This is a genomic window from Klebsiella grimontii, assembly GCF_042137965.1.
Taxonomy (GTDB): domain Bacteria; phylum Pseudomonadota; class Gammaproteobacteria; order Enterobacterales; family Enterobacteriaceae; genus Klebsiella; species Klebsiella grimontii.
Genome location: NZ_CP169721.1, coordinates 1,713,319 through 1,732,353 on the forward strand (window position 1 = coordinate 1,713,319; position 19,035 = coordinate 1,732,353).

Genomic DNA, 19,035 nt, shown 5'->3' on the forward strand with positions numbered 1-19,035 from the left:
TAATGAAAACGCTGCTGATTATTGATGCCGGGCTTGGACAGGCCCGCGCCTATATGGCGAAGACCCTGTTAAGCACCGCGGCGCAAAAAGCGCAACTCGAACTGATTGATAACCCAAACGACGCTGAGCTGGCGATTGTGCTGGGCACGGCGCTGCCGGCCGACAGCGCGCTGAACGGCAAAAAGGTGTATCTCGGCGATATCAACCGCGCCGTGGCTCACCCGGAGCTGTTCCTCGGTGAGGCCAAAAGCCACGCGACGCCTTACGCCGCTCCGGCCGCTGCTGCGTTGCCGACTGCGGCTAACGGCCCAAAACGCATTGTGGCGGTCACCGCTTGCCCGACCGGCGTCGCGCACACCTTTATGGCGGCGGAAGCTATTGAAACCGAAGCTAAAAAACGCGGCTGGTGGGTGAAGGTTGAAACGCGCGGCTCCGTAGGCGCGGGCAATGCAATCACCCCGGAAGAGGTTGAACAGGCGGATCTGGTGGTCGTCGCTGCCGATATCGAAGTGGATCTGGCGAAATTCGCCGGTAAGCCGATGTATCGCACCACCACCGGTCTGGCGCTGAAGAAAACCGCGCAGGAGCTGGATAAAGCCGTGGTTGAAGCGAAACCGTATCAGCCTGCGGGTAAATCCCAGGCCGCGGCGGAAGGCAAAAAAGAGTCTGCGGGCGCCTATCGTCACCTGCTGACCGGCGTGTCGTACATGCTGCCGATGGTGGTGGCGGGCGGTCTGTGTATCGCGCTCTCCTTCGCTTTTGGTATTAAAGCCTTTGAGGTGAAAGACACCCTGGCCGCGGCGCTGATGCAAATCGGCGGTGGCTCAGCCTTCGCGCTGATGGTACCGGTTCTGGCGGGCTTTATTGCCTTCTCTATCGCTGACCGTCCTGGCCTGACGCCGGGTCTTATCGGCGGTATGCTGGCGGTGAGCACCGGTTCTGGCTTTATTGGCGGTATTATCGCCGGTTTCCTTGCCGGTTATGTGGCGAAAGCGATCAGTACAAAGCTGAAGCTGCCGCAAAGTATGGAAGCGCTGAAACCGATCCTGATCATTCCGCTGGTTTCCAGCCTGATCGTCGGTCTGGCGATGATTTACCTGATTGGTAAACCCGTTGCCGGGATCCTCGAAGGTCTGACCCACTGGCTGCAAACCATGGGCACGGCGAACGCGGTTCTGCTCGGTGCGATCCTCGGCGGTATGATGTGTACCGATATGGGCGGTCCGGTGAACAAAGCGGCCTACGCGTTTGGTGTTGGCCTGCTGAGTACCCAGACTTATGCGCCGATGGCGGCCATCATGGCGGCGGGTATGGTTCCACCGCTGGCCCTGGGCCTGGCGACGCTGATTGCGCGTAAAAAGTTCGACAAAGCGCAGCAGGAAGGCGGAAAGGCCGCGCTGGTTCTCGGTCTGTGCTTTATCACCGAAGGGGCGATTCCATTCGCCGCCCGTGACCCGATGCGCGTCCTGCCTTGCTGTATCGTTGGCGGCGCGGTGACCGGCGCGATGTCCATGTGGGTTGGCGCGAAGCTGATGGCGCCGCACGGCGGTCTGTTCGTCCTGCTGATCCCTGGTGCGATTACGCCGGTGCTTGGCTACCTGATGGCGATTGTGGTCGGTACGCTGGTCGCAGGTCTCTCCTACGCGGTGCTGAAACGTCCTGAAGTTCAAGCCGCCTGATCGACGTAGCAAACGCTTCTCAAGGGCAGAGTCTTCTCTGCCCTTTTTTTTATGCCGCATTCTTCCTCCTCCCATCCCACCGTATGTGCTCTCCTTCGCATTTTTAAACTGTTTAAAAACCATACTGGCCAAATTTTGTGATTGTGTTCATGTTCATATGAAAATCCTATTTTGCTTCTCTTTACTTTAAAATTATTCCGCTTACCATAAACACATGTTCACATTCAAACATGTGTTTAAATGAAGGGCTGTGAATCGTGAGGTGTTTATTTCCTGATATTAAATAATTCTACTGCCATAGCGTTTTTTATGCTGGAGGGTATTTTTATGCCTCAAAATGATTACGTTGTGATTATTGGATCGGCAAACATGGATGTGGCTGGCTATTCCAATGTGTCGCTAAACTACGCTGATTCTAATCCTGGGAAAATAAAATATACTCCCGGCGGCGTGGGGCGCAACATTGCGCAAAATATTGCCTTGTTGAATAAAACGGCGTGGCTATTATCCGTTGTTGGTGACGATTTTTATGGTCATTCATTATTAAAACAAACGGCCCAGTCCGGGGTTCACGTCGATAAATGTCAGATAATCCCGGGTGAAGGCACATCAAGCTATTTGTCGCTGCTTGATAATACCGGTGAAATGCTGGTGGCGATTAATGATATGAGCATCACTGAGCATATTACGCCGGCCTTTTTAAGGCAGCATCAAGATTTTATCTGCGGTGCCGCGGTGATTGTCGTTGACTGTAATATTAGCGAGTCGGCGCTGGCCTGGTTGATGGAAAATAGCGGCTCAACGCCCATTTTTGTTGACCCGGTTTCAGCCTGGAAATGCGTGAAAATCAGCCAGCACCTGGGGCGTATTCACACCCTGAAACCGAACCGGATTGAGGCAGAAACGCTGAGCGGCATCGCGCTGTCCGGCACTGACGATGTGGCTCGCGTAGCCGACTGGTTTCACCATCATGGCCTGAAACGCCTGGTGCTGAGCATGGGCGGCGATGGCGTTTACTACAGCGAGAGAGATGGGGAACGCGGCTGGTCCGCGCCGCTGAAAACCCAGGTTGTCAATGTCACCGGCGCCGGTGACGCGATGATGGCCGGTCTTGCCTGCTGCTGGCTCGACGGCTGCTCATTTTCGCAAGCGGTGAAGTTTGCTCAGGGATGCTCTTCTTTGGCGCTTTCATCGGAATTCACCAATAACCCTGAATTATCTTACGCCAACGTAAAAAAGGTAGTGGAGAAAGAATATGTCTGAATTAAATATTTCCTCTGAATTATTACAGGTCTCTGCGGAAGTTCAGCAGGCATTAAAAAACAATCAGCCGATAGTGGCGTTGGAATCGACCATTATTTCTCACGGCATGCCGTTTCCGGAAAATGCGCAAACGGCGCTGGAAGTAGAAGAAACTATTCGTCGCCAGGGAGCGGTGCCGGCAACCATTGCGATTATTCATGGCGTAATGAAAGTGGGCTTAAGCCGTGAAGAAATTGAACTTTTGGGCCGCGAAGGACATAACGTCGCCAAAGTCAGTCGTCGTGATTTACCCTTTGTTGTCGCCGCAGGATTAAATGGCGCGACTACCGTGGCGTCTACCATGATTATTGCGGCGATGGCCGGAATTAAAGTCTTTGCGACCGGCGGTATCGGCGGCGTACATCGTGGCGCCGAGCACACGTTTGATATTTCCGCCGATTTACAGGAGCTCGCTAATACCAACGTTACCGTGGTCTGTGCCGGTGCGAAATCTATTCTCGATCTCGGTTTAACCACCGAGTATTTAGAAACGTTTGGCGTTCCTCTTATTGGTTATCAAACTTCGGCGCTGCCGGCATTCTTCTGCCGAACCAGCCCGTTTGACGTCAGCATTCGCCTCAATAGCGCCAAAGACATCGCCAAAGCGATGGCGGTGAAATGGCAGTCGGGTCTGAATGGTGGCATGGTGGTGGCGAATCCCATTCCTGAAGCGTTCGCGATGCCGGAAGAGAAAATCAACGCCGCCATCAACCGGGCGGTGAAGGAGGCGGAAGAGCAGGGCGTGGTGGGGAAAGCGAGTACGCCGTTCCTGCTGGCCCGCGTTGCGGAGCTGACCGGCGGAGACAGCCTGAAATCCAATATTCAGCTGGTCTTCAACAACGCCGTTCTGGCCTGTGAGATTGCCAAAGAGTATCAGCAGATCGCCTGACGACAGTCGCGGGCCGTTTGCGGTTGCCCGCCCCGATATCAACGATACCGAAAGCCTGGCCTGCGCCGGGTTTTCCACCAGGTAAGGATATCATTATGGACATCATGAGAAGTCTTCTGGGGATGGTGGTGTTGCTGGCCATTGCCTTTGCGCTGTCAGTTAATAAAAGACGCATCAGCATCAGAACGGTAGGGGCAGCGCTGCTGCTACAAATCGTGATTGGCGGGGTGATGCTCTATTTTCCGCCGGGCAAGTGGCTGGTCGAGCAGGCCGCGCTTGGGGTACACAAAGTCATGTCCTATAGCGACGCCGGAAGCGCGTTTATTTTTGGTTCACTGGTCGGCCCGAAGATGGATGTGCTGTTTGACGGCGCCGGCTTTATCTTCGCCTTCCGCGTTCTGCCCGCCATCATTTTTGTTACCGCGTTGATCAGTCTGCTTTACTACCTCGGCGTGATGGGGCTGCTGATCCGTATCCTCGGCGGGATCTTCCAGAAAGCGCTGAATATCAGCAAGATCGAGTCTTTCGTCGCCGTGACCACCATTTTCCTTGGGCAAAACGAGATCCCGGCGATCGTCAAACCGTTTATCAACAAGCTCAACCGCAATGAGCTGTTTACCGCGATTTGCAGCGGGATGGCGTCGATTGCCGGGTCGATGATGATCGGCTATGCCGGTATGGGCGTGCCGATTGATTATCTGCTGGCCGCTTCGCTAATGGCTATCCCCGGCGGGATTCTGTTTGCCCGTATGCTGAGTCCGGCAACTGAAGCATCCCAGGTCACTTTCGACAATCTCTCTTTCAGCGAGACGCCGCCGAAAAGCGTGATCGAGGCGGCGGCGTCAGGGGCGATGACCGGCCTGAAAATTGCCGCCGGGGTGGCAACCGTGGTGATGGCGTTTGTGGCGATTATCGCGCTGCTGAACGGTATTATCGGCGGCATTGGCGGCTGGTTTGGCTTCGGTCACGCCACGCTGGAGGGGATTTTCGGCTTTCTGCTCGCGCCGCTGGCGTGGATCATGGGCGTTGACTGGAACGATGCGACGCTGGCGGGCAGCCTGATTGGACAAAAGCTGGCGATCAACGAATTCGTTGCCTATCTCAACTTCTCGCCCTACTTGCAAAGCGGCGGGAACCTGGACGTGAAAACCGTTGCGATTATCTCGTTTGCGCTGTGCGGTTTCGCCAACTTTGGCTCGATCGGCGTGGTTGTCGGGGCGTTTTCGGCTATTTCACCGCAGCGCGCGCCGGAAATTGCCCAGCTTGGGCTGCGCGCCCTGGCGGCGGCCACGCTCTCTAACCTGATGAGCGCCACCATCGCCGGGTTCTTTATTGGGCTGGCATAACGTGATGCGCGCGCCGCGTCAGCGGTGCGCTGCTATCCGTTGGCAAGTAAATTGAGCGCGTTATCAACGGACAACGAGGGGTTGTTGATGCTGTGGCTGGCGCGGGTGATGGCGGTGCAGGCCATGGCGAAAGCGGCGCTCTCTTTAAAGTCGCTGCCGTCGAGATAGCTATAAAGCAGCCCGGCCATCAGCGCATCGTCGGCGCCAAAGCTGTCTATCGTCGTATGGCCCGGCAGGCTCATCCGGAAGCGTTCACCACCGGCTTCGCTACAGAAAATCGTGTCATCTTCCAGGTAAATCACCACCCGCTGGGTGCCTCTTTCGTGCAGCCATGCTAACGCCCGATCGCGATCGGCCTCGTTTTCAATGGGCTCGCCCCAGAGGATCTGCAGTTCGCGCAGCGTGGGTTTCAGCGTGTGGATCTTTCCCAGCCACGGGCGAATGCGGTGCGCTTTAAACTCGGACACGGTATCAACAAACACCGGAATGGCGTTGGTCAGGGTAAACACCCACTCCAGCGACTGTTCCGTTAAATTACAATCGACCAGAACGACGCCCGCATGCGTCAGCAGATCCCGATACTGATTCAGCAGCTGCGGCGTGAGCGACTGTAAAATATGCGTATCGTTAATCGCCAGTACCGTCTCTTCCTGCGGATTGGCGATGGAGAGATAGGTGGCGGTATTATGGCCGTGCAGGCGGATACAGCTCTGTACGTTTACGCCGGCCTGGCGGGTTTGCTCCAGCAGCGTTTCGCCGTAAAAATCACTGCCGACGGCGGAAATCAAATGCACATCGCGGCCCAGCAGCGCCAGGTTATGCGCGATATTTCGCGCCACGCCGCCCGCGGAGCACTGGATATTACCCGGGTTTGACACCGGTTGAGGATAATGGATATCGGCAATTCCGCGGATATCCATATTCACCGCGCCCAGCGAGACGCAATACTCCTGCTCGGTAAGGATGTAGCCTTTGCCCTTGATGGCCCCCTTACGCGTGAGGTCCATAATATGCGCGGCTACGCGGGAGCGGCTAATCTGCAGAATATCGGCAATCTCATGCTGCTGAATCAGCGGGTTGCGCCGCAAAATTTTGAGGATCTGCTTTTCCCTGTCGTTCATATCAGCCCCTAGCCTCTTCCGTTTGCTGAGCCCGCAGCCAGGCGATCTCTTCCGCCCAGATATCAGGATTGATCGTTTCCAGAATCAGCGGGATACCGTCAAAGCGGCTGTCCTGCATAATCCAGCGGAAAGCGTCATGGCCGATATTGCCTTCACCCAGGCTGTGGTGACGGTCAACGCGGCTGGCGAACGCGCTTTTCGCATCGTTCAGGTGCATACCGCGCAGATACTGAAAACCGACAATCCGTTCGAAATCAGCGAAGGTTTTTTCACACTCTTCGGCGCTGCGCAGATCGTAGCCGGCGGCGAAGGCATGGCAGGTATCAATGCATACGCCGACGCGTGATTTATCTTCTACGCCGTCGATGATGGCCGCCAGATGCTCAAACTTAAAGCCCAGGTTACTGCCCTGGCCGGCAGTGTTTTCAATCACCGCCGTAACGCCTTCGGTTTTTGCCAGCGCGATATTGATCGATTCGGCGATACGCGCCAGACATTCGTCTTCCGGGATTTGCTGCAGATGGCTACCCGGATGGAAATTCAGCAGCGTCAGGCCGAGCTGCTGGCAGCGGGAAAGTTCATCAATAAACGCATCGCGGGATTTTTCCAGCGCGTCCTCAACCGGATGGCCGAGGTTTATCAGATAGCTGTCGTGCGGCAGAATTTGCCCCGGACCGAAATGGTGCTTTTCGCAGGCGGCTTTAAATTCAGCAATGGTTTCGTCGCTCAGAGGCGCGGCGCGCCACTGGCGCTGGTTTTTGGTAAAGAGGGCAAATGCGGTCGCGCCGATTTCGGCTGCGCGAATGGCGGCATTGGCTACACCGCCGGAGGCGCTGACGTGCGCTCCAATATATTTCATAAAAAAACTCCAGATAAGCCGCTGGGGGAGGGTAATGATAGCGGCTTAGCCGGAGAGTTACATCATCCTTAATACAACCTGAGTCGCGAGGGGCTTCAGGCCATCAGGCTATGAATGGCCAGGTTAATCGCGCCGCCGCCGACAATCAGCCAGACGAAGAGCATCAGCGCCATCAGCAGCGGTTTGGCGCCAGCTTTTTTCAGCGCGCTGACGTGGGTGGTCAGGCCGAGGGCGGCCATCGCCATCGCCAGCAGTACGGTATCCAGCGTGACCAGCATTTCGACAACCGCTTTCGGCAGCAGGTGGAAGGAGTTAAACACCGCCACCAGAATAAACAGGATCGCAAACCATGGAATGGTGATTTTACTTTTTTCCCCGCCGTTGGCCGGGGATAATTGCTTCACGCGCGCGGCGAGGAACAGCAGGAACGGCGCCAGCATCATCACGCGCAGCATTTTTGCAATCACCGCCGCGTTTTCCGCGTCCGGACCCACCGCGTGGCCTGCCGCGACAACCTGAGCAACCTCATGCATCGTCGACCCCATATAAATGCCGTAGGCTTCCGGCGTAAACCAGTGCGCCAGGAAGGGGTAAATCGCCGGGTACAGGAAGATGGCAATGGTGCCGAAAATGACCACCGTGGCGACGGCGACCGTCACTTTGCTGGCTTCCGCTTTGACGACCGGTTCGGTCGCCAGTACCGCTGCCGCGCCGCAGATGCTGCTGCCGGCGCCAATCAGCCAACTGGTATGTTTATCCAGGCCGAAAACCTTTTGCCCAAGAAAGCAGGCGATAAAAAAGGTGCTGGAAAGCGTCAGCACGTCAATGACGATACCGCCTACGCCGACGTCGGCAATCTGGGCGAACGTCAGGCGAAAGCCGTATAAAATGATGCCGAGACGCAGCAGGTGCTGCTTGGCAAAAATCACGCCGCCGTCGCAGGGCTGCCAGATTTTCGGGTAAACCGTGTTCCCGATAACCATGCCGAATAAAATGGCCAGCGTGAGGGCGCTGAAGCCCGCGCCGGCGATAGCCGGAAAACTACCGGCCCACAGCGCTGCGCCGGTGAGCACGGCGGTCAGCGCCAGTCCAGGTGCAAAGTGCCGCAATGGGCGATGTTTAGTCGGTAAAGTGAGTGCTGTCATAACCTTCTCCTTTGTCTGGGAAAAGCATACGACCCGCTGGCTTAAATATAAAATTGATTATATATTTATAATTAATCGAAATAAGTGGTAAATACGCGGTTTCGCGGTTTGACAACGATGGGCATCAGTCTTACGCCGCGGATCGCGAGTCGTCTATAAAGGCAGGAAAAATCATGCATATCACGCTACGGCAGCTGGAAGTGTTTGCTGAAGTATTAAAAAGCGGTTCGACGACGCAGGCATCGCAAATGCTGGCGCTTTCCCAATCGGCGGTCAGCGCGGCGCTGACCGATCTCGAAGGGCAGCTGGGCGTGCAGCTATTTGACCGCGTAGGGAAAAGGCTGGTGGTCAACGAGCACGGCAGACTGCTTTATCCGCGGGCGCTGGCGCTGCTGGAGCGGGCGCTGGAGATAGAACAGCTGTTTCGCGGCGACAACGGCGCGATCCGCGTCTACGCCAGCAGCACCATCGGTAACTATATTCTGCCGGAAATTATTGCGCGCTATCGACGCGATCTGCCGGATTTACCGCTGGAGCTGAGCGTAGGCAATAGCCAGGACGTGATCAATGCGGTGGCCGATCTGCGCGTGGATATCGGGCTGATTGAAGGCCCCTGTCACGCCGCGGATATTATCGCCGAACCCTGGCTGGAAGATGAACTGGTTGTCTTTGCCGCGCCGGATTCGCCGCTCCTTGAAGGGGAGGTGACGCTGCAACGGCTGGCGGAAGCGCCGTGGATTTTACGCGAGCACGGCTCCGGGACCCGGGAAATCGTCGACTATTTATTACTCTCACATTTACCGGCGTTTCATCTGGGGATGGAGCTGGGCAACTCGGAAGCCATCAAGCACGCGGTGCGCCATGGTTTAGGCATTAGCTGCCTGTCGCGACGCGTGGTGGCGGAGCAGCTTGAAGTGGGGTCGCTGGTAGAGCTGACGATTCCGCTGCCGCGTTTAACCCGCACCTTGTGGCGCATTCATCACCGGCAGAAGCATATTTCCAAGGCATTACAGCGATTTCTGCATTATTGCGACGTGTAAAAGCGACGCAATGCGCGCTGGCGTTTCCGGGATTTCATGCTTTACTAATAATCCATGCTCGATCATGAAGCTCTCTTATAACTTTGCAATTGTATCGGATGGATCACAGACACTCTGGTACAATCTCGCCTCGTTTTTTGGATGGATAGCATTTTCACATGGTTTCGGATACTAAAACCACAGAAGCACCCGGTTTACGTCGTGAACTGAAGGCGCGCCACTTGACCATGATCGCGATTGGCGGTTCCATAGGTACAGGTCTTTTTGTTGCCTCTGGCGCAACAATTTCTCAGGCGGGCCCTGGCGGGGCCCTGCTCTCTTATATTCTCATCGGCCTGATGGTTTATTTCCTGATGACCAGCCTCGGCGAGCTGGCGGCGTTTATGCCGGTATCCGGCTCTTTTGCAACCTATGGGCAAAATTACGTTGAGGAAGGCTTTGGTTTCGCGCTGGGCTGGAACTACTGGTACAACTGGGCGGTAACCATCGCCGTTGACCTCGTTGCCGCTCAGCTGGTGATGACCTACTGGTTCCCCGATGCGCCCGGTTGGGTCTGGAGCGCGCTGTTCCTCGGCATCATGTTCCTGCTGAACTGGATCTCGGTAAAAGGCTTTGGCGAAGCGGAGTACTGGTTCTCGCTGATTAAAGTTGCCACCGTCATCATCTTTATTATTGTCGGCGTGATGATGATCTTCGGTATCTTTAAAGGCGCGCAGCCTGCGGGCTGGAGCAACTGGGTTATCGACGATGCGCCGTTTGCCGGCGGTTTTGCGGCAATGATTGGCGTAGCGATGATTGTCGGCTTCTCGTTCCAGGGAACCGAGCTTATCGGCATCGCGGCCGGCGAGTCGGAAAACCCGGAAAAGAATATTCCGCGCGCCGTACGGCAGGTGTTCTGGCGTATCCTGCTGTTCTATGTGTTCGCGATTCTGATTATCAGCCTGATCATTCCGTATACCGATCCGAGCCTGCTGCGTAACGACGTAAAAGATATTTCCGTTAGCCCGTTCACGCTGGTCTTCCAGCACGCGGGGCTGCTGTCGGCGGCGGCGATTATGAACGCGGTTATCCTGACCGCGGTGCTGTCGGCGGGTAACTCCGGGATGTACGCGTCCACCCGCATGCTCTACACCCTGGCCTGCGATGGCAAAGCGCCGCGTATTTTCTCTAAGCTGTCCAAAGGCGGCGTGCCGCGGAATGCGCTGTATGCCACCACGGTGATTGCAGGGCTGTGCTTCCTGAGCTCGATGTTCGGTAATCAGACCGTTTACCTGTGGCTGCTGAACACCTCCGGCATGACCGGCTTTATCGCCTGGCTGGGGATTGCCATCAGCCACTATCGCTTCCGTCGCGGCTACGTGCTGCAAGGGAACGATCTCAACGACCTGCCGTATCGTTCAGGCTTCTTCCCGCTGGGGCCGATCTTCGCTTTCGTGCTGTGCCTGATCATTACCCTGGGCCAGAACTACGAAGCGTTCCTCAAAGATACCATCGACTGGGGCGGCGTGGCGGCAACCTATATCGGTATTCCGCTATTCCTGGTTATCTGGTTTGGTTACAAGCTGGCGAAAGGAACGCGTTTTGTACGCTACAGCGAAATGAAGTTCCCGGAGCGCTTTAAAGGCTAAACCGCGCTGGCGCAGTCAGATAAAACCCTCTCACGAAGAGGGTTTTTTTATGCCCCCAGCCCTTACAAATTGACACATTTCTCCACAATTTTATTGATAATTGTAATCATTATCTTTATCATTTCCATCAAATTCAGGATGAAGCCAATCCCCATATCTTGCAGAGGGTCAGACTGACAAGGGGTGACCAGCCACATCTACTGTAAAAAATTGCGTGCATACGCCGTTAGAGCGCTATGCCGACAGTACCTGTGAGCAGGACCTTTTTTGTTTGTTTTGTTGTACACCTCATGGAGATATGGAATGTTCAGGCTAAACCCTTTTGTCCGGGCCGGATTATGCGCGTCCGTCGTATCCCTGGCGTTTCCGGCGCTCGCCGACGTTAACGAAGAAACGCTGGTCGTCACCGCGGCGGCAACTGAACAGAGCGTCAAAGATGCGCCCGCCAGTATTAGCGTTATCACCCAGCAGGATCTGCAGCGTAGACCGGTACAAAACCTGAAGGATGTCCTGCGGGAAGTGCCGGGCGTGCAGCTCACCAACGAAGGGGATAACCGCAAAGGGGTGAGCATTCGCGGCCTCAGCAGCGGCTATACGCTGATCCTCGTTGACGGTAAACGCGTTAACTCGCGCAACGCCGTTTTTCGCCACAACGATTTTGACCTTAACTGGATCCCGGTTGATGCCATTGAGCGTATCGAAGTCGTGCGCGGGCCGATGTCCTCACTCTATGGTTCCGACGCCCTCGGCGGCGTGGTGAATATCATCACCAAAAAGGTCGGCCAGCAGTGGACCGGCACCCTCAGCGCGGACACCACCATTCAGGAACATCGCGATCGCGGCGATACGTACAACGGTCAGTTCTTTACCAGCGGCCCGCTGATTGACGGCGTGCTGGGGATGAAGGCCTACGGTAGCCTCGCAAAGCGCGCCAAGGACGATCAGCAGGCTTCCAGCAACGCAGCGGGCGAAACGCCGCGTATTGAAGGTTTCACCAGCCGCGACGGCAACGTCGAATTCGCCTGGACGCCAACCGATAATCAGGACATGACCGCAGGCTACGGGTTTGATCGCCAGGATCGGGATTCCGACTCGCTTGATCGCAACCGCCTCGAGCGCCAGAACTACTCCCTGAGCCACAACGGCCGCTGGGATGTCGGCAATAGCGAGCTGAAATTCTACGGCGAGAAAGTGGATAATAAAAATCCGGGTCAGGCCGGGACCATCACTTCTGAGAGTAACTCGGTGGACGGCAAATACGTTCTGCCGTTGGGAATGATTAACCAGCTGCTGACCTTCGGCGGCGAATGGCGTCACGATAAGCTGAAAGACCCGGTCAATCTGAGCAGCGGCAGTCAATCCACCTCCGCCAGCCAGTACGCGCTGTTCCTTGAAGATGAATGGCGGATCATCGAACCTCTGGCCTTGACCACCGGCATTCGCATGGACGATCACCAGACCTATGGCGATCACTGGAGCCCGCGCGCTTATCTGGTGTATAACGCCACCGATACCGTGACCGTGAAGGGCGGCTGGGCGACGGCATTTAAAGCGCCATCCCTGCTGCAGCTGAACCCGGACTGGACCACCAACTCCTGCCGCGGCTCGTGCAGCATTATCGGTAACCCGGATCTGAAACCGGAAACCAGCGAAAGCTTCGAGCTGGGCCTGTACTACCGCGGCGAAGAAGGCTGGCTTGAAGGCGTGGAAGGAAGCGTCACCACCTTCCAGAACAACGTTGACGATATGATTGATATCCTGCGTACCTCCAGCGCCAGCGAAGCGCCGGGCTACCCGAACTTTGTCGGCTGGAAAACGGTGAACGGGAAACGCGTGCCGATCTTCCGCTACTTCAACGTCAATAAAGCGCGTATCAAAGGGGTAGAAACGGAATTGAAGGTGCCGTTCGGCGACGAATGGAAGCTGACGGTTAATTACACCTATAACGATGGCCGTGACCTGAGCAACGGCGGCGATAAACCGCTGCAAACGCTGCCGTTCCATACCGCTAACGGTACCCTCGACTGGAAACCGCTGGACGACTGGTCCTTCTACGTCACCGCCAACTATACCGGCGAACAGCGATCGGTCAGCGCGACGGGCAAAACGCCCGGCGGCTACACCATGTTTGATATCGGCGCGGCCTGGAACGTCACCAAAAATGTCAAGCTGCGCTCCGGAGTGCTTAACGTCGGCGATAAGGATCTAAGCCGCGACGACTATAGCTATACAGAAGAAGGTCGCCGCTACTTTATGGCCGTCGATTACCGCTTCTAACCGGGCAATAAAAGAGGGCTGGCGGGGAAACCTGCCAGCCCTCTTCTTTCTGCCTCAGCACAACGGTAAAACTCAATCCTGCCTTGAGACGAAAGCCTCAAGCGCCGCCAAAAATCATACCCCCGATGACGGAAAATACACTATCTCGCTGTATGTATTAGTTTTTATGACGATTTGTTGGTGAGGTATTTTGCGTATCAATGCGCCGGGAAGGGGCTTCACGACGCATTGAGATGATCAGGCGAAGAGGTACCGGGCGTGGAAGCGCAGGTGGTCCTCAATAAATGAGGCGATAAAGTAGTAGCTGTGATCGTAACCGGGCTGAATGCGCAGGATTAACGGCCAGCTTTTCTGACGCGCGGTTTCCGCCAGTACCGCCGGCTGCAGCTGCTCGGCAAGAAATGCATCGCTGTCACCCTGATCAATCAGGGTTGGAATCGCGTCAGATTCGCTGCTGGCCTGCATTAACGCGCAGCTGTCCCAGGCCTGCCAGGCCGCTTCATCCGCTCCCAGATAGGCGGTAAACGCTTTTTGACCCCAGGGAACCTGGGTCGGGTTAACGATAGGCGCGAACGCGGAAACGCTGACGAAGCGGCCCGGATTCTTCAGCGCCATCACCAGCGCGCCGTGGCCGCCCATGGAGTGTCCGCTGATGGCGCAGCGACTGCTGAGAGTAAACTCGCGGGCAATCAGCTGCGGCAGCTCGTCGCGAAGGTAATCGTACATGCGGAAATGCGCGGACCACGGCGCCTGGGTGGCATTGAGGTAAAAGCCCGCGCCTTTACCCAGATCGTAAGCGCTATCGTCGGCAACATTATCACCGCGCGGGCTGGTGTCCGGCATCACCAGCGCAATGCCCAGTTCGGCGGCGACGCGCTGAGCGCCCGCTTTGGTAGTGAAGTTTTCATCATTGCAGGTCAGGCCGGAGAGCCAGTAGAGAACCGGCGGCGGCGCGTCCGCGTTGGCGGGTGGTAAAAAGATGCTGAAGGTCATTGCGCAGTTCAGCGTTGCGGAGTCGTGCCGCCAGCGTTGCTGCCGACCTTCAAAACAGCGGTGCTCTTCGAGCAGTTCCATGCAGGGCTCCTTAAGTGTCTCAGACGTAATTTTCCATAATACAGATATTTCATGGCCTCGTGAGTAACTTTCACTTCCTCCTTTTCGGAACGTATTGCATCATTAATGCAACTTTTAACCAACATGCTGACGTTGTCGTAGCGCTGGAATCGCGCTATCGGCCGGCGATTGGGTTGGTTGCGGCAAGGTGAGCAGGGCGTTGCGTGACGCATCGTAGTGCGCTGGTCTGGCGGCGTGGAACGAGAGGTGACGCCAATTTCAACAATTATCGATGCGGCTACTGGATTCTGTGCGTCACCTCACGCACAATGAATACAAACTTTGCCCTCAGAAGAGCAAAGAGCGCCACACCTGCAGGAGAACAAAAATGTCATCACTGAGTAAAGAAGCCATACTCGTTCATGAAGCGCTGGTCGCTCGTGGGCTGGAGACGCCGCTGCGTCCGCCAGTACAAGAAATTGATAATGAAACTCGCAAGCGTCTGATCGCCGGACACATGACCGAGATTATGCAGCTGTTAAACCTTGATCTAAGTGATGACAGCCTGATGGAGACTCCGCATCGCATCGCCAAAATGTACGTCGATGAGATTTTCTCCGGCCTGGACTACGCCCGGTTCCCTAAAATCACCGTCATCGAAAATAAGATGCAGGTTGATGAAATGGTGACCGTGCGCGATATCACCCTGACCAGCACCTGCGAACACCATTTCGTCACGATCGACGGCAAAGCGACGGTGGCCTATATCCCGAAAGATTCGGTGATTGGCCTGTCGAAAATTAACCGCATCGTGCAGTTCTTCTCCCAGCGCCCTCAGGTGCAGGAGCGACTGACGCAGCAGATCCTCACCGCGCTGCAAACGCTGCTGGGAACCAGCAACGTCGCGGTTTCCATCGATGCGGTACACTACTGCGTGAAAGCGCGCGGCATTCGCGATGCGACCAGCGCCACCACCACCACGTCGTTGGGCGGCCTGTTTAAATCCAGCCAGAATACCCGCCAGGAGTTCCTGCGCGCCGTACGTCACCACAACTAAAACGGAGCAGGGTACATGGAGAGAAATGTCACGCTGGACTTTGTCCGCGGCGTCGCCATCCTCGGTATCCTGCTACTGAATATCAGCGCCTTCGGTTTACCGAAGGCCGCTTACCTCAACCCCGCGTGGTCCGGGAACATTTCCGCCAGCGATGCCTGGACCTGGGCGATTCTCGATCTGCTGGCGCAGGTCAAATTCCTGACCCTCTTCGCCCTGCTGTTTGGCGCCGGACTTCAGCTGCTGCTGCCGCGCGGCAAGCGCTGGATCCAGTCGCGCCTGACGCTGCTGGCGCTGCTTGGCTTTATTCACGGTCTGTTTTTCTGGGACGGCGATATTCTGCTGGCCTATGCGCTGGTAGGGCTGGTGGGCTGGCGAATGGTGCGCGACGCCCACGATGTCAAATCGCTGTTTAATACCGGCGTGGTGCTATACATCATCGGCGTGGCGGTCCTGCTATTGCTGGGATTGATTTCCGGCAATGCGCCCAATCGTTCGTGGCTGCCGGACGCGGCAAATTTGCAGTACGAGCAGTACTGGAAGCTAAAAGGCGGCCTTGAGGCGGTAAGCAATCGCGCAGATATGTTGTCGGATAATCTGCTGGCGCTGGGCGCGCAGTACGGCTGGCAGCTGGCCGGTATGATGCTGATGGGCGCCGCGCTGATGCGCAGCGGCTGGCTCAAAGGGCAGTTCAGCCTTCGCCACTACCGGCGTACCGGCGGGCTGCTGATTGCCGCCGGAATGGCGGTCAATTTGCCCTCTATCGTCGCCCAGTGGCATCTCGGCTGGGACTATCGCTGGTGCGCATTTTTGCTACAGGCGCCGCGCGAGCTGAGCGCGCCGCTGCAAACCATCGGCTACGCGGCGCTGGCCTGGGGCTTCTGGCCGCAGCTGTGTAAGTTTCGTCTGGTAGGGGCGATTGCCTGCGTCGGGCGTATGGCGCTGACCAACTATCTGCTGCAGACCCTGATTTGCACCACCCTGTTTTACCGCTTCGGCCTGTTTATGAAGTATGACCGCTTACAGCTGTTAGCCTTCGTGCCGCCCGTATGGGCGGTCAATCTCCTCTTCTCGTGGTTTTGGCTACGTCATTTCCGTCAAGGCCCCGTTGAGTGGCTATGGCGTCAATTAACCCTGCGTGCATCGGGGACATCATTAAAAGATACATCCAGATAACGATCTGGATCACAATCATTAACAAAATGGATGTAACCGTTTCCATCCCTGTGACCTCACTCACGTAGCGTGCGGCACGTCGCTGCCAGAATAACCTCCTTGCTGAACACAGGAGGTGAGTGTGACGTACTGCAATGCTCTACAGGTCGGTGAGTATGATCACCATTCGTGATGTCGCCCGCCAGGCGGGTGTTTCCGTCGCGACGGTTTCGCGCGTGCTGAATAACAGCGCGCTGGTGAGCCCGGATACGCGAGAAGCGGTAATGAAGGCGGTGTCGCTGCTGGGCTATCGGCCGAACGCCAACGCGCAGGCGCTGGCGACGCAGGTCAGCGATACCATCGGCGTGGTGGTGATGGACGTGTCGGACGCCTTTTTTGGCGCGCTGGTGAAAGCGGTTGATACCGTCGCCCAGCAGCATCATAAATATGTGCTTATCGGCAATAGCTATCATGAAGCGGAAAAAGAGCGCAACGCCATCGAGGTGCTGATTCGCCAGCGCTGTTCGGCGCTGATCGTCCACTCTAAAGCGCTGAGCGACGCGGAGCTGGGGGATTTTATGGAGCATATGCCGGGAATGGTGCTGATTAACCGCATCGTGCCGGGGTACGCCCACCGCTGCGTTGGGCTGGATAACGTCAGCGGCGCGCTGATGGCGACCCGCATGCTGCTCAATCATGGCCACCAGCGCATCGGCTATCTCTCTTCCAATCACGGTATCGAAGATGATGATTTACGGCGGGAAGGGTGGTTCAGAGCGTTACATGAGCACGGCATTGTCGCTCCCGAAAGCTGGGTGGGTTCCGGGTCGCCTGATATGCAGGGCGGCGAGGCGGCGATGGTCGAACTGCTGGGGCGCAACCTCGGTCTGACCGCGGTCTTCGCCTATAACGACAGCATGGCGGCCGGCGCGCTCACGACGCTTAAAGATAACGGCATTGCCGTACCGCAGCATCTTTCGCTGATCGGTTTTGATGATATCCCCATTTCCCGTTACACCGATCCGCAGCTGACGACGGTGCGCTACCCGATTATGTCGATGGCGAAACTGGCGACCGAGCTGGCGCTACAGGGGGCGGCGGGGAAGCTGGATCGTGAGGCCAGCCACTGTTTTATGCCGACGCTGGTGCGCCGGCATTCGGTGGCGCAGAGGCAAATTGTGGGGCCGATCACTAACTAATTATCTGCCTGATGTAACCGCTTTCAATATGTGAGTGATTTCACAGTTTGTTAACATTAAGCTGACTATGATTGCTGCGTTTACAAGTCTGAACATACTATGTCACGGTGATTAATCACTTTTACAGCAGTAATCGGCGTTAAACGATGAATAAAGCCGTTTTTCAGGAGCGTTACCCTACACGGAAGACAGAATTACAGTCGTGAATGTCGCTGTGCAGTAACATTAATGTAACGCTCGCCAGCCATTTTCACACCAAAGACCCTGCATAATAAAACCGGAGATTCCATGAATAAGAAGGTGTTAACCCTGTCTGCTGTAATGGCCAGCATGTTATTCGGCGCCGCGGCGCACGCAGCAGATACGCGTATCGGCGTGACGATTTATAAATACGACGACAACTTTATGTCGGTGGTGCGCAAGGCAATTGAGAAAGACGGCAAATCGGCGCCGGATGTTCAGTTGCTCATGAATGACTCGCAAAACGACCAGTCCAAGCAGAACGATCAGATTGACGTCCTGTTGGCAAAAGGCGTGAAGGCGCTGGCGATTAACCTGGTTGACCCGGCGGCGGCGGGGACGGTCATCGATAAAGCCCGTGGCCAGAACGTACCGGTGGTGTTCTTTAACAAAGAGCCATCCCGTAAGGCGCTGGATAGCTACGATAAAGCGTACTATGTCGGTACCGATTCAAAAGAGTCCGGCGTGATTCAGGGTGACCTGATTGCCAAACACTGGAAAGCGAACCCGAACTGGGATCTGAATAAAGACGGCCAGATTCAGTTTGTCCTGCTGAAAGGCGAACCGGGTCATCCGGATGCGGAAGCGCGTACCACCTACGTGATTAAAGAGCTGAACGACAAGGGCTTCAAAACCCAGCAGCTGGCCTTAGACACTGCCATGTGGGACACCGCACAGGCGAAAGATAAGATGGATGCCTGGCTGTCTGGCCCGAACGCCAACAAAATTGAAGTCGTGATCGCCAACAACGATGCAATGGCCATGGGCGCGGTAGAAGCGCTGAAGGCCCACAATAAGAGCAGCATCCCGGTGTTCGGCGTCGATGCGTTGCCGGAAGCGTTAGCGTTGGTTAAATCCGGTGCTATGGCGGGTACCGTGCTGAACGATGCCAACAACCAGGCGAAAGCCACCTTCGATCTGGCGAAAAATCTCGCCGATGGGAAAGAACCGGCTGCCGGCACTAACTGGAAAATTGAAAATAAGATTGTCCGCGTACCGTACGTGGGCGTTGATAAAGACAATCTGAGCGAATTTATCGGTAAGTAAT

Annotated in this window: 15 protein-coding genes; 11 read left to right on the plus strand and 4 right to left on the minus strand. The window is 56.0% G+C overall.

The genetic code is table 11. The annotated features are described in order from the left end of the window. The first annotated feature begins 2 nt into the window (after nt 1-2). The 4 genes from fruA to ACE3MN_RS08245 all read left to right on the plus strand — a co-directional run bounded on the left by fruA (nt 3) and on the right by ACE3MN_RS08245 (nt 5,216). Nucleotides 3-1,679, plus strand: a complete 1,677-nt coding sequence (fruA, locus tag ACE3MN_RS08230; RefSeq protein ID WP_024359214.1) for a PTS fructose transporter subunit IIBC — start codon at nt 3-5, stop codon at nt 1,677-1,679. Between the two features lie 327 nt (nt 1,680-2,006). After that, entirely contained in the window at nt 2,007-2,942 is a 936-nt protein-coding gene (locus tag ACE3MN_RS08235) for a pseudouridine kinase (protein ID WP_375364339.1), read from the plus strand. Further along, nucleotides 2,935-3,870, plus strand: a complete 936-nt coding sequence (locus ACE3MN_RS08240; protein WP_049088488.1) for a pseudouridine-5'-phosphate glycosidase — start codon at nt 2,935-2,937, stop codon at nt 3,868-3,870. Before ACE3MN_RS08235 ends, ACE3MN_RS08240 begins: the two co-directional genes overlap by 8 nt. Nucleotides 3,871-3,965: 95 nt before the next feature. After that, on the plus strand, nt 3,966-5,216 hold the full coding sequence (locus tag ACE3MN_RS08245; RefSeq protein ID WP_064343000.1) for a NupC/NupG family nucleoside CNT transporter: 1,251 nt from the start codon (nt 3,966-3,968) through the stop codon (nt 5,214-5,216). Between the two features lie 32 nt (nt 5,217-5,248). Here the strand turns inward: ACE3MN_RS08245 and ACE3MN_RS08250 are convergent, their stop codons facing one another. The 3 genes from ACE3MN_RS08250 to ACE3MN_RS08260 all read right to left on the minus strand — a co-directional run bounded on the left by ACE3MN_RS08250 (nt 5,249) and on the right by ACE3MN_RS08260 (nt 8,341). Continuing rightward, nucleotides 5,249-6,337, minus strand: coding sequence for a sugar kinase (locus tag ACE3MN_RS08250; protein WP_004870378.1), 1,089 nt, complete (start codon nt 6,335-6,337; stop codon nt 5,249-5,251). A 1-nt stretch (nt 6,338) separates the two neighbouring features. Next, nucleotides 6,339-7,196, minus strand: coding sequence for a deoxyribonuclease IV (gene nfo / locus ACE3MN_RS08255; protein ID WP_049088490.1), 858 nt, complete (start codon nt 7,194-7,196; stop codon nt 6,339-6,341). A gap of 95 nt (nt 7,197-7,291) precedes the next feature. Then, nucleotides 7,292-8,341, minus strand: coding sequence for a YeiH family protein (locus ACE3MN_RS08260; RefSeq protein WP_049088492.1), 1,050 nt, complete (start codon nt 8,339-8,341; stop codon nt 7,292-7,294). A gap of 173 nt (nt 8,342-8,514) precedes the next feature. Here ACE3MN_RS08260 and yieE point away from each other — a divergent pair, with 173 nt between their 5' ends. From yieE to cirA, 3 genes are all read left to right on the plus strand, one after another. After that, nucleotides 8,515-9,381 (plus strand): DNA-binding transcriptional regulator YeiE, encoded by an 867-nt coding sequence (gene yieE / locus ACE3MN_RS08265; protein WP_004122885.1) that lies wholly within the window; start codon nt 8,515-8,517, stop codon nt 9,379-9,381. 158 nt (nt 9,382-9,539) lie between these two features. Beyond that, nucleotides 9,540-11,009: an amino acid permease gene (locus ACE3MN_RS08270; RefSeq protein WP_004870384.1), complete on the plus strand. Its 1,470-nt coding sequence runs from the start codon at nt 9,540-9,542 to the stop codon at nt 11,007-11,009. A 303-nt stretch (nt 11,010-11,312) separates the two neighbouring features. Further along, nucleotides 11,313-13,286, plus strand: a complete 1,974-nt coding sequence (gene cirA, locus ACE3MN_RS08275) for a catecholate siderophore receptor CirA (protein WP_004870389.1) — start codon at nt 11,313-11,315, stop codon at nt 13,284-13,286. A 237-nt stretch (nt 13,287-13,523) separates the two neighbouring features. Here the strand turns inward: cirA and fghA are convergent, their stop codons facing one another. Then, complete coding sequence (gene fghA / locus ACE3MN_RS08280) at nt 13,524-14,360, minus strand: S-formylglutathione hydrolase (RefSeq protein WP_102649888.1); 837 nt, start codon at nt 14,358-14,360, stop codon at nt 13,524-13,526. A gap of 367 nt (nt 14,361-14,727) precedes the next feature. Between fghA and folE the strand changes: the two genes are divergently transcribed. The 4 genes from folE to mglB all read left to right on the plus strand — a co-directional run bounded on the left by folE (nt 14,728) and on the right by mglB (nt 19,034). Next, on the plus strand, nt 14,728-15,396 hold the full coding sequence (gene folE, locus ACE3MN_RS08285; protein WP_004103895.1) for a GTP cyclohydrolase I FolE: 669 nt from the start codon (nt 14,728-14,730) through the stop codon (nt 15,394-15,396). 15 nt (nt 15,397-15,411) lie between these two features. Further along, nucleotides 15,412-16,569, plus strand: a complete 1,158-nt coding sequence (gene yeiB / locus ACE3MN_RS08290; protein WP_102649887.1) for a DUF418 domain-containing protein YeiB — start codon at nt 15,412-15,414, stop codon at nt 16,567-16,569. A 155-nt stretch (nt 16,570-16,724) separates the two neighbouring features. Beyond that, nucleotides 16,725-17,747, plus strand: a complete 1,023-nt coding sequence (gene galS / locus ACE3MN_RS08295) for an HTH-type transcriptional regulator GalS (protein ID WP_004870397.1) — start codon at nt 16,725-16,727, stop codon at nt 17,745-17,747. Nucleotides 17,748-18,035: 288 nt separating this feature from the next. Beyond that, nucleotides 18,036-19,034 carry a galactose/glucose ABC transporter substrate-binding protein MglB gene (gene mglB / locus ACE3MN_RS08300; RefSeq protein WP_004852665.1) on the plus strand — a complete coding sequence of 333 codons (999 nt, stop codon included), beginning with the start codon at nt 18,036-18,038 and terminating at the stop codon, nt 19,032-19,034. Nucleotide 19,035: the final 1 nt, after the last annotated feature.

Bases quoted from the DNA above. Each gene is read 5' to 3' on its own strand.
- fruA (WP_024359214.1), top strand. From the start codon at position 3: ATGAAAACGCTGCTGATTATTGATGCCGGGCTTGGACAGGCCCGCGCC.
- ACE3MN_RS08235 (WP_375364339.1), top strand. From the start codon at position 2,007: ATGCCTCAAAATGATTACGTTGTGATTATTGGATCGGCAAACATGGAT.
- ACE3MN_RS08240 (WP_049088488.1), top strand. From the start codon at position 2,935: ATGTCTGAATTAAATATTTCCTCTGAATTATTACAGGTCTCTGCGGAA.
- ACE3MN_RS08245 (WP_064343000.1), top strand. From the start codon at position 3,966: ATGGACATCATGAGAAGTCTTCTGGGGATGGTGGTGTTGCTGGCCATT.
- ACE3MN_RS08250 (WP_004870378.1), bottom strand. From the start codon at position 6,337: ATGAACGACAGGGAAAAGCAGATCCTCAAAATTTTGCGGCGCAACCCG.
- nfo (WP_049088490.1), bottom strand. From the start codon at position 7,196: ATGAAATATATTGGAGCGCACGTCAGCGCCTCCGGCGGTGTAGCCAAT.
- ACE3MN_RS08260 (WP_049088492.1), bottom strand. From the start codon at position 8,341: ATGACAGCACTCACTTTACCGACTAAACATCGCCCATTGCGGCACTTT.
- yieE (WP_004122885.1), top strand. From the start codon at position 8,515: ATGCATATCACGCTACGGCAGCTGGAAGTGTTTGCTGAAGTATTAAAA.
- ACE3MN_RS08270 (WP_004870384.1), top strand. From the start codon at position 9,540: ATGGTTTCGGATACTAAAACCACAGAAGCACCCGGTTTACGTCGTGAA.
- cirA (WP_004870389.1), top strand. From the start codon at position 11,313: ATGTTCAGGCTAAACCCTTTTGTCCGGGCCGGATTATGCGCGTCCGTC.
- fghA (WP_102649888.1), bottom strand. From the start codon at position 14,360: ATGGAACTGCTCGAAGAGCACCGCTGTTTTGAAGGTCGGCAGCAACGC.
- folE (WP_004103895.1), top strand. From the start codon at position 14,728: ATGTCATCACTGAGTAAAGAAGCCATACTCGTTCATGAAGCGCTGGTC.
- yeiB (WP_102649887.1), top strand. From the start codon at position 15,412: ATGGAGAGAAATGTCACGCTGGACTTTGTCCGCGGCGTCGCCATCCTC.
- galS (WP_004870397.1), top strand. From the start codon at position 16,725: ATGATCACCATTCGTGATGTCGCCCGCCAGGCGGGTGTTTCCGTCGCG.
- mglB (WP_004852665.1), top strand. From the start codon at position 18,036: ATGAATAAGAAGGTGTTAACCCTGTCTGCTGTAATGGCCAGCATGTTA.